Origin of the sequence: Nocardia sp. NBC_01329, assembly GCF_035956715.1 — a bacterium.
Classification (GTDB): domain Bacteria; phylum Actinomycetota; class Actinomycetes; order Mycobacteriales; family Mycobacteriaceae; genus Nocardia.
Window position 1 is genome coordinate 5,385,295 of the sequence record NZ_CP108381.1, and the last position, 14,900, is coordinate 5,400,194.

13 protein-coding genes are annotated in these 14,900 nt (G+C 66.9%); 3 read left to right on the forward strand and 10 right to left on the reverse strand.

Features of this window, described 5'->3' with window-relative positions; all coding sequences use genetic code 11:
- Window positions 1-8: 8 nt before the first annotated feature.
- Genes OG405_RS24515 through OG405_RS24530 form a run of 4 tightly spaced genes read right to left on the reverse strand, consistent with a single transcriptional unit; the run spans window position 9 to window position 4,121 of the window.
- Entirely contained in the window at window positions 9-1,508 is a 1,500-nt protein-coding gene (locus OG405_RS24515) for an SLC13 family permease (protein ID WP_327148779.1), read from the reverse strand.
- Window positions 1,505-2,167, reverse strand: coding sequence for a response regulator transcription factor (locus OG405_RS24520; protein ID WP_327148780.1), 663 nt, complete (start codon window positions 2,165-2,167; stop codon window positions 1,505-1,507). Before OG405_RS24520 ends, OG405_RS24515 begins: the two co-directional genes overlap by 4 nt.
- A gap of 3 nt (window positions 2,168-2,170) precedes the next feature.
- Window positions 2,171-3,754 (reverse strand): sensor histidine kinase, encoded by a 1,584-nt coding sequence (locus OG405_RS24525; RefSeq protein ID WP_442790602.1) that lies wholly within the window; start codon window positions 3,752-3,754, stop codon window positions 2,171-2,173.
- Window positions 3,747-4,121, reverse strand: a complete 375-nt coding sequence (locus tag OG405_RS24530; protein WP_327148781.1) for a hypothetical protein — start codon at window positions 4,119-4,121, stop codon at window positions 3,747-3,749. Before OG405_RS24530 ends, OG405_RS24525 begins: the two co-directional genes overlap by 8 nt.
- Before the next feature lie 1,283 nt (window positions 4,122-5,404).
- Between OG405_RS24530 and OG405_RS24535 the strand changes: the two genes are divergently transcribed.
- The gene (locus OG405_RS24535; protein WP_327148782.1) at window positions 5,405-6,760 is read left to right on the forward strand and encodes a serine hydrolase domain-containing protein; all 1,356 of its coding nucleotides are present in this window, start codon (window positions 5,405-5,407) and stop codon (window positions 6,758-6,760) included.
- Between the two features lie 45 nt (window positions 6,761-6,805).
- Here the strand turns inward: OG405_RS24535 and OG405_RS24540 are convergent, their stop codons facing one another.
- From OG405_RS24540 to OG405_RS24550, 3 genes are all read right to left on the reverse strand, one after another.
- Complete coding sequence (locus OG405_RS24540; RefSeq protein ID WP_327148783.1) at window positions 6,806-7,840, reverse strand: aspartate-semialdehyde dehydrogenase; 1,035 nt, start codon at window positions 7,838-7,840, stop codon at window positions 6,806-6,808.
- Between the two features lie 3 nt (window positions 7,841-7,843).
- A complete protein-coding gene (locus OG405_RS24545; protein WP_327148784.1) occupies window positions 7,844-9,109 on the reverse strand; it encodes an aspartate kinase in 1,266 nt (421 codons plus the stop codon).
- Between the two features lie 178 nt (window positions 9,110-9,287).
- Window positions 9,288-9,872, reverse strand: coding sequence for a dihydrofolate reductase family protein (locus OG405_RS24550; protein WP_327148785.1), 585 nt, complete (start codon window positions 9,870-9,872; stop codon window positions 9,288-9,290).
- Window positions 9,873-10,179: 307 nt separating this feature from the next.
- Between OG405_RS24550 and OG405_RS24555 the strand changes: the two genes are divergently transcribed.
- Entirely contained in the window at window positions 10,180-10,365 is a 186-nt protein-coding gene (locus tag OG405_RS24555; RefSeq protein ID WP_327148786.1) for a DUF1918 domain-containing protein, read from the forward strand.
- 172 nt (window positions 10,366-10,537) lie between these two features.
- Window positions 10,538-10,996: an SRPBCC family protein gene (locus OG405_RS24560; protein WP_327148787.1), complete on the forward strand. Its 459-nt coding sequence runs from the start codon at window positions 10,538-10,540 to the stop codon at window positions 10,994-10,996.
- 49 nt (window positions 10,997-11,045) lie between these two features.
- On the opposite strand, the gene OG405_RS24565 is transcribed toward OG405_RS24560, so the two are convergent.
- The 3 genes from OG405_RS24565 to OG405_RS24575 all read right to left on the reverse strand — a co-directional run bounded on the left by OG405_RS24565 (window position 11,046) and on the right by OG405_RS24575 (window position 14,619).
- The gene (locus OG405_RS24565) at window positions 11,046-11,894 is read right to left on the reverse strand and encodes an ion transporter (RefSeq protein ID WP_442790603.1); all 849 of its coding nucleotides are present in this window, start codon (window positions 11,892-11,894) and stop codon (window positions 11,046-11,048) included.
- 225 nt (window positions 11,895-12,119) lie between these two features.
- On the reverse strand, window positions 12,120-13,700 hold the full coding sequence (locus OG405_RS24570) for a GMC oxidoreductase (protein ID WP_327152498.1): 1,581 nt from the start codon (window positions 13,698-13,700) through the stop codon (window positions 12,120-12,122).
- A gap of 154 nt (window positions 13,701-13,854) precedes the next feature.
- On the reverse strand, window positions 13,855-14,619 hold the full coding sequence (locus tag OG405_RS24575; RefSeq protein WP_327148789.1) for a sulfite exporter TauE/SafE family protein: 765 nt from the start codon (window positions 14,617-14,619) through the stop codon (window positions 13,855-13,857).
- Window positions 14,620-14,900: the final 281 nt, after the last annotated feature.

Sequence of the window (14,900 nt, forward strand, 5' to 3'; positions counted from 1 at the left end):
ACGGCGGGTCAGGCGACAGGGCTCAGTCCCAGCTGCGGCCAGACCCAGACCGCGAATGCGAGGAGCAGCACGATCGACAGCGGCGCGACGACGGCGGAATAGCGCAGCAGATGTTCGGGCCGGAAACCCGGCACAGTTTCCGATTCGGCGAAGACGGCCATCGGTTTCGCCGAGCTGGTCATGGTGTGACAGAAGCCCGCGGCGGCCGTAGACAAGAAAGCGGCGGCCAATGGATCGACACCCACCGCCGGCGCGGTGGCGACGATGATCGGCACCAGCACCGCTGATCGCGCCGAACGCGACTGGATCATCAGATGGGCGAGCAGCGACACCACCACCGTGAGAACCAGGAACACGGTGGTGGCGGCAGGTCCGAGCGACTGCACCGGTTCGAAGATCAGACCGCCCAGCCAAGCGGAAGCCCCACTGGTGGTCAGCGCTATACCGAGGCACAGCGTGGCCGCCATGAACAGCAGCAGGGTCCAGGGAATGGTTTTCACGGCGGTCGGCAGGCTGGTCCCGCCGATCTTCGGCGCGGTGGCCACCAACGCCCCGAGCACAGCGACAATGGCCGGATCGATCCCGTGCCATATCTCGGTGCACCACAGCGTGACCACCGCGGCGAGTACGAGGATCACGCGCTTCTGGGGGCCGGTCAGCGGTCCGCGGACGGAGGTACCGGCCGCCTCGTCGAAGGCGTTTGCCGAGAGTGCCAGGGGTGTCCGGCGCTCGGCGCGATCGGCGAAGATCACGAGTGCTGTCTCCGCCGCCAGATGAGACCAGACCACCGCGAGCGGCAGGCCCAGGACCAGCCACTGCAGGAAATGGAACCCCTCGCCTGTAGCCGTGGCCACGATCTCGCTGGTGATCAGGTGCGCGCCCGCGCCCAGTAGCGAACCCACTGCGGAGAAAAGGATCACCGACGGAATCGCGACGGCGAGTGCCAGCACCAGCTGCGGCCGGTGGCGAAGCACTGCGGCCAGTGACAGGAAAACCGGAAGTGCCAGTGCGGCCCGGCCCGATGTCGCAGGGATCGCGAACGTGGTCACCATGAGTACCACGGTCAGCAGATGGACCAGCTGGCGCGGCGACCGGGCCAGGCCCAGCACCCGGGCGGCGACGCGGGCGGACAGGCCGGTGGCGGTGACGGCGGCGGCGATCAGGAAGGAGCCGACCAGCAGCCAGATCACCGAATCGCCGAGGGTGCCGGTGAAGGTCTCGGTATCGATCGGGCCCGCTAATACCAGGGCCACCGCGGCACCCAGCGCCACATAAGTGTCGGAAACCGGCGCGAAAACCCACATCCAGATAGCCACCACAAAGATCACCAGCGTGATCAGCCCTTCGCGGCCGAGATCGCCCGCGGCGGCCGCGGCCAGGAATCCCAGGCAGATCAGGACACCTGCCACGGCGGCGAGCAACGGCACCCGGGGGATGTCGCCGGTGGCGATGGACACCTGGGGTGCCGGGAGCCGGGGCCGGCGCGGCACGGTACGGAATTCGGTCACGAGAGCCGGTACCCCATCCCGCGCACGGTCTGCAGCCGCCGGGCGCCGATCTTGCCGCGCAGGGCGCGCACATAGACATCGACCACATTGGAGGCGGGATCGAAGTCGTAGCCCCACACCTGCCCGAGGATCTGCTCCCGGCTCAGCACTTGGTCGGGATGCCGGAGAAAGACCTCGAGCAGGCCGAATTCGCGGGCGGTGAGATCCACCACCCGGCCGTCGACGTGGACGCGCCGCGACCGTAGGTCGAGGCTCAGATCGTTGTGTGACAGCGAATCCGAGGGCGCACCGGCAGTGGTCTCGTCCTGTAGCCGCACCCGCACCCGCGCCAGTAGTTCCGCGAACTGGAACGGCTTCGTCATGTAGTCGTTGGCGCCGCCTTCGAGACCCGCGACCGTATCGTCGACGCTGTCTCGCGCGGTGAGCACCACCACCGGCGTCCGGACACCTTCACCGCGCAGTCGGCGCAGCACGGTGAAACCATCCATGGCCGGTAGCCCGATATCGAGGATCACCATGTCGAACGAACCGGAGCGGGCCATCAGCAGCGCGGTCTCGCCGTCGGCGACGTGCTCGGTGGTGTATCCCGCCGCACGCAGCCCCTTGCCGACGAAGGCCACAATGTGCACATCGTCTTCGGCGATCAGGATTCGGCTCATGTCCTACCTCTTGCGGTCGTTCGGTTCAGTGGTAACGCGGCCCACCGGATGCGCGGGGTCGGCCGGCAGATCCAGCCCGAAGGTGGCACCGTCGCCGGGCACACTGCGTACCCAGGCCGACCCGGAATGCGCGTCGGCGATGGCACGCACGATGGCCAGCCCCAGGCCGGCACCGGTCCGGCGGTCGGCGCCGGACCTGTCGGCCGGGCGGCCGCGCCTGAACCGATCGAAGATCACCGGGGCATCCTCCGGTGTCACACCTGGCCCCCGGTCGGATATCCACAGCGACAGCGTGCGGCCCTGCTCGTCCCCGTCGAACCGCGAACCCAGCTGCACAGTGGTCCCGTCCGCGCTGTGCGCGACGGCATTTGCGGCGAGCTGCAGCATCGCCTGGGTGACCCGCTGAACATCGATCCAGGCGGTGCCCTCGGCGACCTCCATCAGATGCCAGCGTCGCTCCCCCAGCGCCTGTACCTTGGATTCGATATCCAGCATGGTCTGGGCGATATCGATGGGACGTCGGACCACGAAATCCGGTTGCTCGGCCTTCGCCAGCATGAGCAGATCGGAGACGAGACGCCCCATCCGAGCCAGTTCGGAGTCGACCAGGGCCAGGGTGCGGCGACGCTCCTCGGGATCCTCGGGTAGCAGTTCGAGATGGCCCCGGACCACGGTGATCGGCGTCCGTAGTTCGTGACCTGCATCGTCGACGAACTGGCGCTGGGTCGTATAGGCGTGTTCGAGCCGGTCGAGCATGTCGTTGAAGGTGTGCGCCAGCGCAGCGATATCGTCACGCCCCTCCACCGGCACACGTCCGGTGAGATCGGTTTCGCCGATCTCGGCCGCCACCGCCCGCACTGTCCGGACCGGCAACAAGATCCGCCCTGCCACCAGATAGGCGATGCCGGTGGTCAAGGCAAGTCCGGCGAACGACACCGCGGTGATGATGTGCATCGTCCGATCGACGCCCGCGCGTCCGATCTCGGTGAACGCGGCGACCACGAACGCCCCGCGGCTGCTGCCCGATTCCACATCCACCCGGCCCCAGCGCATCTCCCCCGCCGGGGATACCACCACCCCGGAGGTCCGCTCCGACGCGGTCACCGCGGTGAACAGGGCGGGGTCCGCGGCCACCGCCGCCGGCACGTTGCCGCGCAGACCGCCGACCTGCGCACCGTCCACCACACCCACCATCACTTCGCCGTCGATCGGCGACTGTCGCAGCAGATAGATCTCGAGCAGGCGTTCGACCGAGATGAACGGCCGGGTGGTGGTCGGGTCTACGCCCTCGTCCGCGAAGGTGCGGAACTCGTCGGCTTCCTGCGCGATATCGGCGTTGGCACGCGTATCGACATCGCGCAGCAGCAGGTTACGGGCGGTCACCAGCACCACGACCAGCAGCACGAACGTCGTGAGCATGATCCAGGCGGTGATCTTCCAGCGGGCGGGCAGCCGCGACCCGCGTCGGCGCGCCATCGAATCGGCACCGGCCGGACGCAGCGATTCGGGTTCCGGGGCCGGAGGCGGTGGCCGCAGTGGAAACAACTCCTGGGTGACGACGGGAAGGGTGGGGGCAGGCTCAATCATCGCCGTCGAACTGGCCATCGTCATCCATCGGGTCGTCCGCATCGTCGCCGCCGGGGGCGTCGTCGTCACCCTGACCGGAGCTGGGCGCCGGGGCAGGAACGGCGGGTGCCGGGGGTGCGGCGGACGGCAACGGGGTCGACTGTTGCCGTCCGCCCGGAGCATCCGGGGGCGGCGATACGGACCGCCCGGAATCGTCACGAGAAGAGCTCGCCGGGGGCGCCGCCTGACTGGTGGGAGCCACACTCACCGACACCGAAGAGGGTTCGAGCTCAGGCTCGGGCGAACGGGTGAGGGCGAACCCCACCAGCACAACAGCGGCGGAGCCGGCCATGGCGAGCACGGCCGCAAAAGAACGAGAACCGGACATAACAGCCACTATGCCCAACAACGATGATTCGACCGTGAGGCCGGGATGAGGATTTCTTCATCAACGGAGGCCCGAAAGGCCGTCCGGACGATGAGATACCTTTCGCTGTCCGGCCGGCCGTCGACCGCGGGGCACTGCCATCTCAGATCTGCGAACGGTTACCTTTCGCTGGCTGTCGACCGGTCATCTGCATTACTGCCCATACCGATTCACCGCTGAGCATCCGGAAGAGCCGAACTATCGCCCGATGGCCGTCCGCCGGGCCGGTCACCCCGCGAGGCCGGCCCGGGCGGACGCCGCCCGGCCGATGAGCCGGTCTGCCACCCCGCGAGACAGACCGGCCCACCCACCCGCAGCCCCGGCTACTCCGCCGGGTCGTGCAGACCACCCATCGAGGGGGTTCCGTTCCTCCCCAGGCCCGGAACCTCCCCACCCTCCCCAGACGGATCCTCCCGGATCCGCCCGTTCCCCCAACCGAGTACTTTCCGGTTCCTCCCCAGGCGCCGGTCCGTACCCACCCCCGCGGCATATTCGGCTACCGACGGCGGCCGAACTCACCGAGTTCGGTGCGACCGTCCCCGATCAGGTGACACGTCGCATACAGTTCGACGCCCGTCTCGACCGGTTCGGTTCCACCCCGAGGCCGATTTCTCGTTCGCCGGTGCCGTACAGGCTGTCCGGCGCGACGCCGACGATCGCGGTGCACTAACGGCCCGGCCGATATCGCGCCGACCGGCCAGGTCGGTGTGCGGCGAACCCTCGGTAACCGCGGCGGGACCGGTAGCCGGCCCTACCGCGGTTGTGGCGCCCGGAGCGGGCGCGGTGGTCGGCTTGCTGATCATGGCGGGTCCCTCTTCGCGGTGTTCTCGTTACCGGTTTCTCCGGCCTCGACACCAACAATGCGGCCCCGCGCTTGGCGCACACTTAACGTGAACTTATAACGCTGAGACCACGATTCGTCACAGTGCAGACAAGGTCGGGGCACAGCTGGGGGGACAGCTCCGGGATCGGTATATCTCGGGCATCATGGAGGCATCCGCTACGACAACGAGTGGGAGTGTGGATGGATACGCTGGTCGTGTGGGCGTTGGCCTGTGCGTTCTACTGGTTCGGTCTGCTCTGACCGGACCCGTGCCGACAACACACCGGCACCGCGGAGCCCCGTGCCGGTGAGAGACCGCCCCTGAGCCGATCCCTCGATAGGGCAGGGGCGTCGCATTGCCGGAAGGCCCGCTGCCGCGCGCTACCGGTCTCCTGGCGGAACGCGCATTAGGGTGATCCGCATGGCGCGTTTCGGTGGGCTCCTGGCGGGGGTCACAGCGGTCACACTGATAGCAGGACAGCTCTTCGCCGCGCACGCACAAGCCACCCCGGACGACGAACCGGCGATCCAACGATGCGAGGTGTCCTCCGGCCGGGAACAGACCCGGGCCGAACCGGAGCAGGTGGGTCTGGACTCGGCGCGCCTGACCGCCGCCCTGGCTTTCGCCGCAAGCCGGAATCGGTTGAATATTCAGATTTTCCGGCACAACTGCCTGATCGGCGAGGGCCCGGAAAACGCGCGCACCGGTAATACGCCGTGGAATGTGTGGAGTGTGACCAAAAGCGTGGTCTCGCTGCTCACCGGGATCGCGGCCGATCGCGGTCTGATCGATATCGAGGCCCCGATCGACCGGTATCTTCCGGCCGGTCTCGGCGATATACGGCGGCGGGCGATCACGGTCGAGAACCTGCTCACCGAGACTTCGGGGATGCGCACCGGGGTGGTGACCGAGGGGCTCACCGGGGTGGTGCCCCTCGACCCGAACAGCGCGGTGCAGGCCCTCGGCGTTCCGCTGGACCACGAGCCCGGCACGGTGTTCACCTACAGTCAGCGCACAGTGGATCTGCTGTCCTATGTGCTGGAACTCGCGGTCGGAGAACCGCTACAGGATTTCGCCCAACGCGAGCTGTTCGCACCACTGGGTATCGAACGCGGCGACTGGTACTGGGCGCGGGACCGCTCCGCGCACACCTACGGTTACGCGCATCTGCTGATCCCGCCGAATGATCTCGCCAAACTCGGGTTGCTCGCGGGGAACACCGGCAACTGGAACGGCCGCCAGATTGTGCCCGCGTGGTACCTGGCGCGCGCGACCACCCCGTCGACGACGAACCCCTGCTACGGCTACCTGTTCTGGACCGGGCCGGACTGCGCGGAGAATGCCTCGTTCATGCCGGCCGATACCTACGCGATGGCCGGGGTGGGACTGCAGAATGTCTTCGTAGTCCCCAGCCTGGATCTGATCGTGGTGTGGATCGGAGTGTTCGGCAATGAGAGTGCCCACGGTCCGAGCGGCATCATCCAGAACACCGGCGAATTACCCCACGAATTCTTCCGGCGGTTGCTGTCCGCCTTCCCTGAGCCGCTCCCCGACCCGGGACCCTATATGGAACCGCCGCTGGTGACGAACCCGAACTCCTATATCGACACCGATATCCTGCTGGCGGTCTTCGGCATCGGAAAGTCCGCCTACCCCGGCTGCGATGTATTCGCCTGCCTCGGCGAGCCGCTCGCGCCGCCGTTCACCGACGCGCCGCCCGGTTGTGTCCTCCTAGCGTGCGCGGGAAACGATCCGCGCACGCCGGGGATCCACTGAGCCGAGCGGCGGCCGCCGTAGGCATGCACCGGGCGGCTGCCCCCGTCAGCGATCGGCGAGCAGGACCTCGGCGATCTGGATCGTGTTCAGCGCGGCGCCCTTGCGCAGGTTGTCGCCGGAGATGAACAACGCCAGGCCGCGCCCGTCCGGGACGCCCGGGTCCTGACGGATCCGGCCGACCAGGGAATCGTCCTTACCGGCTGCGGCCAGCGGGGTCGGGACATCGACCAGTCGCACACCCTGCGCCTTGGCCAGGATCTCCTGCGCGCGCTGCACCGAGAGCGGATCGGCGAATTCGGCGTTGATCGACAGCGAGTGCCCGGTGAACACCGGCACCCGGACACAGGTGCCGCTGACCAGCAGATCGGGCAGACCCAGGATCTTGCGGCTCTCGTTGCGCAGTTTCTGGTCCTCGTCGGTCTCGCCGGACCCGTCGTCGACCAGCGAACCCGCCAGGGCCAGCACATTGAACGCGATCGGCGCGACATACTTGTTCGGGGCCGGGAAATCCACAGCACCGCCGTCGTGGGTGAGTTTCTCCGCGTCGTCGATGACCGCGCGGGTCTGCGAAACGAGTTCCTCGACCCCGGCCAGCCCGCTGCCCGAAACCGCCTGATAGCTGGACACGATCAGCCGTCGCAACCCGGCCGCGTCGTGCAGCGGTTTGAGCACCGGCATCGCGGCCATGGTGGTGCAGTTGGGGTTGGCGATGATGCCCTTGATCAGATTGCGGGTCTGCTCCGGGTTGACCTCGCTGACCACCAGTGGAACTTCGGGGTCTTTGCGCCAGGCCGACGAATTGTCGATCACGGTGACCCCGGCGGCCGCGAACCGCGGCGCCTGCACCCGCGACATGGTGGCACCGGCCGAGAACAGCGCGATATCCAGGCCCGACGGGTCGGCGGTCTCGGTGTCCTCGACCACGATCTCACCGCCGCGCCACGGCAGTTTCTTACCGGCCGAACGCGACGAGGCGAAGAAACGCACCTCGTCGGCCGGGAAATCGCGCTCCTCGAGAAGTTTGCGCATCACGGCGCCGACCTGCCCGGTCGCGCCGACCACACCTACGCGAACACCCATCGGTTATCGCCCCGTTCCGGCGTGAACGACAGCGACCTCGTCGCCGCCGAGATCGAACGCGCGGTGCAGCACCTGCACGGCGTCGTCGAGTTCGATGTCCTTGACCAGCACCGAGATGCGGATCTCGGAGGTGGAGATGAGGTCGATATTGATACCGGCCTCGGCCAGCGCCTCACAGAAGGTGGCGGTGACCCCGGGGTGACTCTTCATACCGGCACCGACCAGCGACACCTTGCCGATGTGGTCGTCGTAGAGCACCTGCGAGAAACCGATCTCGCCCTGGTATTTGCTCAGCATCTCCACCGCCCGGACGCCGTCGGATCTGGGCAGGGTGAAGGTGATATCGGTCTTACCGGTCTCCACCTTGGAGATGTTCTGCAGGACCATATCGATGTTGATCTCGGCCTCGGCCACGTACCGGAACACCTTGGCCGCGTAGCCGGGTTCGTCCGGAAGCCCGACCACGGTCACCTTGGCCTCGCTGCGGTCGTGCGCGACGCCCGTCAGGATTGCTTGTTCCAAGGGAATGTCCTCCATCGATCCGTATACGTAGGTGCCCGGTTTATCGGTATAGGACGAACGCACATGCACGGGCACGTTGTAGCGGCGCGCGTACTCGACGCAGCGCAGCATGAGCACCTTCGACCCGCAGGCCGCCATCTCCAGCATCTCCTCATAGGAGACCTGCTCGAGCTTCTGCGCATCGCTGACGATGCGCGGATCGGCGGTGAAGACCCCGTCCACGTCGGTGTATATCTCGCAGACGTCGGCCTCCAGCGCGGCGGCCAGCGCTACCGCGGTGGTATCGGACCCACCGCGACCCAGTGTGGTGACGTCCTTGCTGTCCTGGCTGACGCCCTGGAAACCCGCGACCAGGACGATGGTGCCCTCGTCGAGGGCTTCGCGGAGCCGGCCGGGGGTCACGTCGATGATCTTGGCTTTACCGTGTACCGACGTGGTGATGACACCGGCCTGGGAGCCGGTGAACGACCGCGCCTCGGCGCCGAGACTGTGGATCGCCATGGCCACCAGTGCGTTGGAGATGCGTTCACCGGAGGTGAGCAGCATGTCCATCTCCCGCGCGGGTGGCGCGGGCGAGACCTGTTCGGCCAGGTCCAGCAGTTCATCGGTGGTATCACCCATAGCTGAGCACACCACGACCACGTCGTGGCCCTGCTTCTTCGTCTCGACGATCCGTTCGGCGACGCGACGGATCCGGTCGGCAGAGGCTACCGAGGATCCTCCGTACTTCTGGACAACGAGTGCCACGAGGGGTCCTCCAATGTCAGCGAACAGGCGATCAGTGCAATAGCGTACCGATGCCGGTGCCGCTGTTCCGGGAGTATCCGCCCTGGTTGTGGAATAACACACAGCCGTGTGACGTCACGTTTACCTGCCTGCCCTCCCGCCGGACGCGCGGGCAGGGAAACCGGCGGACCAGCGGCGTTCAGGTCCGATCGAACCAGGTGACCTGCGCCCCGTTGCCGAACTCCTGCCGCTGCACCGGCTCGAACAGGGCCGGCCGGAAGTGGTCACCGAGCGCGGGGACCCCGGCACCGGCCAATACCGGATAACTCTTGAAGATGAGCTGATCGATCTCGTCGATCAGCGCGCCGGCGAGCTTGCCGCCACCGCAGAGCCAGATGTCCTTGCCCTGCGGTCCGTCCTCTTTCTTGAGTCGCCGCACCAGTTCGACCGGGTCGGTGCGCACCAATTCGACCGTCGGATCGTCGATCGCATCCAGTGTCGTGGAGATCACGTACTGCTCCAGGTGGGCGAAGGGGCTGGCGATCCCCGCCGAAAGAGCGGGTTCGTAGGTGCCCCGGCCCATGATCAACGTGTCCCAGTGCTGGTTCGCGACATCCGGTGCGATACCCACGTGTTCCCGGATGTGGGTCGGGACGGATTCGGGATAGCGCGCGTAGATCCAGGCGGCCATATCGTCGCCGAGAGGATAGAAGTCGATCTCTCCACCGGGACCGGCGATGTAGCCGTCGAGGGAAACACCGACGTAGTAGACGAGCTTTCGCATGTGGGACCACCTTTTCAAATCACTCCGGTTGAAGTGGTGCGAACGTAGTACTACATACGTAGTGGTGTCAAGTAGGATCCTGCGCAGAAAGCGCGTACCGACTCAGCCTCCCGAGTGATCACTTCACCCGGACAGGGAGGGCCGGCTCCGCGACGGCCGGTATTCCGATCGGCCGTTTACCGAACGGTCGATCGGCGAGATTCGATCACCGGGCACGGCAACGGAATTGAGCGCGCTCCGACGAAATGAGTAATAGCAATTCGATCGGGGTTGTGATGCTCGCCATAGTGCCCGAATAATGGGCTGCATGATGGCAAACATCGGAGACCGGTTGCACGTGCACGGGCACACCGTCGGCGAAGTCGACCATGAGGGCGAGATCGTCGAAGTCCACGGCCGCGACGGAACACCGCCGTATTTGGTGCGTTTCGACGACGGCCACGAATCCCTGGTTTTCCCGGGCCCGGACGCGACGGTCGAACGAACACCCTGACCTGCCCACCCGACAGGCACGGCATCCCCGGCCGGAGGTCGGCCCGCAAACTCTCGCGGCCGGTATGCCCCGCGTGCGGTATCGCGCCGCAGTGAACCTGCGTGTTGACGATCACGCGACCCTCAAGGGAGAATCGTGGCCGATTCGTAATAAGCGGGGGTGCGAGGGACAAATGCGTACGAAGACCGATATCAGATTCGACGTCGTTGCCGAGCCGGGTCAGGTGATGGACGCATTGATGGCGGTCGAAATGCTGTCCGAATGGTCACCGGATTTCGAGGATGCGCGGGTCGCCGGACGCGACGAAGAGGGTCGGCCGCGCCGGATGTTCATCCAGGTCGGAGTAAACGCCACCCCTGATACACAGGTCTGGGAATTCGACTGGGCGGAGAACCGGATGTCGTGGGAGGTCTCCGACAGCACCCGCGGCATCAAGGGCGGTGGATACTTCGAGGTCACCGCGGGCGGGGCCGGCAGCGAAGTCCTGCTGCACGTGGAGCAGTACATGCCGTTGCCGGTGCCCGGATTCCTGCTCAAGAAATCGGTTCGCAGATCCTACGAGGCGCTGGTGGAGAACTTCATCGCCTACGCCGAACAGTTCCCCGAATCCGAGACCTACGACCTGGTCTGAACCACCCGACGCGCCCGCTCCGTCCCGGCGAACCGCGCCCGCGACCACATCAGACATCATCCCGCCGAGTGAGGTGGCGAGCGGTGAGGTGATGCGCGGTCGGACCGTAGGCCGCGGGCGCCACCTTGACGCCGGACCGCACCGATTCGCGGATCTGGTCCACGTTCTCCCGGATCATGTCCGACACGAGTTCGTCGGTACGCGGGTCGGCCAGCACCTGGAACAGAATCCGGAACACGGTATCGGCGATCAGCCGGATGATGTCGTCGTGGAACGGAATGTAGCGAACACGGCCGGTCTGCGGATCGTTCTTGATCATCTCGACGATCATCTCGTCGAGTTCACCCCGGTTCTCCTCCAGTGCCACGGCGATATTGCGGGTGTAGTGCCCGGTCCGCAGAACGGCGGTGACCTCCTCCATGATCGCGATCGTCATCGGGCGTTTGATGACCTCCACGATCGTGCCCACCGAGTGATTGATCACCGCGGCGGTGACCCGGTCGCCGAACACCCGGTCGGCGACGCGGGCCAGCCGGACCAGGATCACCACGATCCGCAACAGCCGGAAAGCACGGAAGAACGGGCTCGCCACCGGGATCATGCCGAGGATCTCGTACCAGTAGACGAACGGGAAGGTCCACGACCAGCCGGCCCGGCGCCAGCGCCACAGGAACTCGAGCGCGAAAATCGCGCAGATGGCGTAGTCGATACCGACGATCACCCGGTAGGTCTGCGGCGATACGTGGAAGAAGGTGATCCAGCAGACCAGCACCACCGAGGCGGCGGCCAGCGCCAGCATGACGAAATCGGTCCACAGCGCCGGTGGTTTGCGAGGAAAACCTTCCGGCTCCGGGGTGTCGGGTCCGAACCCGGGCTCCGTGGACGACGGTATTGACACCTGCATTCCCTTCGACGCCGAAAGATCGCGGATCAGTATTACTCGCCGAACCACCGCGCTGCCCGCAGATCGCTCAGGTCCGCGGCCCGGGCACCGCCGAGCAGGACTCGTACGGCGACCCGCCGACGGATTCCGCCGCCCCGCCGGCTCTGCCGCTCTGCCGCTCTGCGGCTCTGCCGCTCTGCGGGAACGGCCTTCCGGCCTCGGCCTCCCGCGAACGAGATCTCAGCGGCCCTCGCGGATGATCGCCTCGATATTGCGTTCGGCAATGGCGGTGATGGTCAGCGACGGGTTGACGGTCCCGGTACTACCCGGGATCGCCGCCCCGTCCATGACGTACAGGCCGGGATGCCCGTGCACCCGGCCGTAGGCGTCGGTCGCCCTACCCAGCACCGCACCACCGAGCGGGTGTGCGGTGAACAGCGCGTTGGCGTCGTATCCGAGAACGCTGTATTCGGCCAGCGCACCGGCCCGGTCCGCGATTCGCCGATCGACCGCCCGGGCCGCCGCGGCCACCTCCTCCTGTGCCCTACGCGGCCAGGCCAGGCCGACACCGCCGGAAGCGGGGTCGTAGCCGAATCGCGCCCGGGTCGGATCGAGGACCATGGCCAACGACGCCAACGCGCCCGTTTCGAACGGGACCCCGGGGATGTACCAATTCTCCAGGGACAGTGCTATCCCGGTGTCGTCGAAGATCCGGCTGGCACTCGGGACTCCCTGCCCGTGACCCGCGACGGAACTGGACCCGCGCGCGAGCACCACATCGCCGTTGGTACCCCAGCCGTCGCCCACATGCTCGTTCAATTCCGGCAGTGTCCCGGTCTCCCGGGCTCGCACCAGAAGTTCGGAGGTACCGACCGATCCGGCGCCGAGGAACAGCTTGTCGCAGGTGAGCGTGCGTTTCCCGCGCACCGCCCCGGTCGGGGCCAGCTGAGTCACGGTGACGACGAAACGACCACCGGCCTCCTGAGCGATCGTGTCGACACGATGACCTGGATAGATTTTCGCCCGGCCGGTGGCCTCCGCTTCCTTCAGATAGTTCTGGTTGAGATCGAACTTGGCACCGTTGGAGTTGCCGAGGTTGCTGCGCCCGGCCGTCGCCGAGGCCCGGGTGGCGCCGGACAGTTCGCCACGCAGAACATCCCAGTTGAAGATGGAGTCGCTGGGAACCGGCTGATAACCGGCCTTGCGCACCTGATCGTCCCAAGCACGCGAATGGGTGAACGGCCCCGAGTTGTAGATATCGCCGGGCATCGGGTCCAGCCGCAATGCCGCACGCACCCGCGGGTAGTACACCCGCTCCAGTTCGCCGTAGTCGATGACACCGCCGAAGACATGGTCGAAGAGCCGGCGTTCGGGAGCGATCATCGCGCCGGAGAACACCACCGAGCCGCCACCCACCGCGGCACCGCTCCAGACGTCGATCCCCTGGAACCGAGTGCAGTCGAGCACCCCGCCGAAATCGGCGAACTGCATCGGCACCTTGGTCACCCCGGTGAAGCTGGTGGAATGCCAGAATCCGCGGCCGTCGGGCAGATCGTCACCGGTGAAGATCTCCCGCCACGGATCGTTGGGCCAGCGGGAACCGCGCTCCAGCACCGTGGTTGCGACCCCGGCTCGGGCCAGCCGCAACGCACTGACCGCCGCCCCGAATCCGGACCCGATGACGATGGCCTCGGTGTGCTCCGGCGCGGCGGCCACCGGCGCGAAGATCTCCGGAACCCACTGCGCGAACAGTTCGTGCCAGATCGGCTCCGCCGCGGCCCGCGGCAGAGCTACCTCCGCCCTCGGGACCGCCGACCCCATCGCACCGATAAGAGCAGCCGCCCCCGCGGCCTTGAAAAGGGCACGCCTATCCACCCAGAACACCTCTCCGGTAACGCAACAGCGCACGGATGGTACCGGGAAATCGACCGGCGTGAACAGTCGTGGCGGAGAGGCCGATCCGCCGCCGAGCGGTCTAACCGAAGATCAGCCGGATCACCGCGACGGTCCCGACGACCACGATCACCGCCCGCAGCACGTTGGGCGGCAACCGCCGGCCCACCTTGGCTCCGAGCTGCCCCCCGATGATCGCCCCGGCCGCGATCAGCGCCACGACCAGCCAATCCACCTCGGCTAACGCGATGAATATGACCGCCGACAGCCCGTTGGTGAGTAGGGCGAGCACATTCTTCACCGCGTTGAGACGCTGGATGTCCTCGTGGACGAAAACCCCCAGCAGCGCGAGCAGCAGCACCCCTTGAGCGGCACCGAAGTAACCCCCATAGATACCGGTGCCGAAAATTGCGGCCAACAGGATCGGCCCACCGTGCGCGGGGACGTTGTCGGACTCGCTCTGCCGCTGCCGCACCCACGCCGACAGCCGCGGTTGCACCACCACCAGCACCAGCGCCGCGATGATCAGCACCGGGACGATGGCGGCGAAGGCGCCCTCCGGCAAGGTCAGCAGCAGGACCGCGCCGACCGCGGCGCCGAGCAGCGACGCCGCGCTGTAGCGCAGCACCCGGCCCCATTGTCCCGACAGCTCGCGGCGGTAGCCGATGGCCCCGCTCAGCGAACCGGGAACGAGACCGACCGTATTGGAAACATTCGCCGTCACCGGCGGTAGTCCGATGGCCAGCAGCACCGGGAAGGTGATGAGCGTCCCGGAACCGACGACGGTGTTGATGCCGCCCGCGGCGATACCCGCGGCGAAAACAGCCAGCATCTCCAGCCAAGTCATGCTCGAACCTCGACCTTTCCGGACCGGCGTCCGGTCACTCGCAACCCGTCCGAGGACGCTAGCGGTTGTCCGGCCCGGCGGTCGCGACGGGTCCGGGCGGCGGTGGAAAAACCCCGCGATCGAGGAGTCCCGACCCTCCGGGCCACCATGGCAGGCCCGACGCCGAAGGAGGTAGACTCGCACACGTCATGCAGCGGGCACTTCTTCTCAGCCGCCGCGACGGGGTCTGATCGGACCGGCTTCCCGTCGCGGGGTTCCGCCGCGCCGGTCGACCCAATCCG

Excerpts from the sequence above, each read along its gene's own strand:
- OG405_RS24520 (WP_327148780.1), bottom strand. The coding sequence starts at position 2,167 with ATGAGCCGAATCCTGATCGCCGAAGACGATGTGCACATTGTGGCCTTC.
- OG405_RS24525 (WP_442790602.1), bottom strand. The coding sequence starts at position 3,754 with ATGATTGAGCCTGCCCCCACCCTTCCCGTCGTCACCCAGGAGTTGTTT.
- OG405_RS24530 (WP_327148781.1), bottom strand. The coding sequence starts at position 4,121 with ATGTCCGGTTCTCGTTCTTTTGCGGCCGTGCTCGCCATGGCCGGCTCC.
- OG405_RS24535 (WP_327148782.1), top strand. The coding sequence starts at position 5,405 with ATGGCGCGTTTCGGTGGGCTCCTGGCGGGGGTCACAGCGGTCACACTG.
- OG405_RS24540 (WP_327148783.1), bottom strand. The coding sequence starts at position 7,840 with ATGGGTGTTCGCGTAGGTGTGGTCGGCGCGACCGGGCAGGTCGGCGCC.
- OG405_RS24550 (WP_327148785.1), bottom strand. The coding sequence starts at position 9,872 with ATGCGAAAGCTCGTCTACTACGTCGGTGTTTCCCTCGACGGCTACATC.
- OG405_RS24555 (WP_327148786.1), top strand. The coding sequence starts at position 10,180 with ATGATGGCAAACATCGGAGACCGGTTGCACGTGCACGGGCACACCGTC.
- OG405_RS24560 (WP_327148787.1), top strand. The coding sequence starts at position 10,538 with ATGCGTACGAAGACCGATATCAGATTCGACGTCGTTGCCGAGCCGGGT.
- OG405_RS24570 (WP_327152498.1), bottom strand. The coding sequence starts at position 13,700 with ATGGGGTCGGCGGTCCCGAGGGCGGAGGTAGCTCTGCCGCGGGCCGCG.
- OG405_RS24575 (WP_327148789.1), bottom strand. The coding sequence starts at position 14,619 with ATGACTTGGCTGGAGATGCTGGCTGTTTTCGCCGCGGGTATCGCCGCG.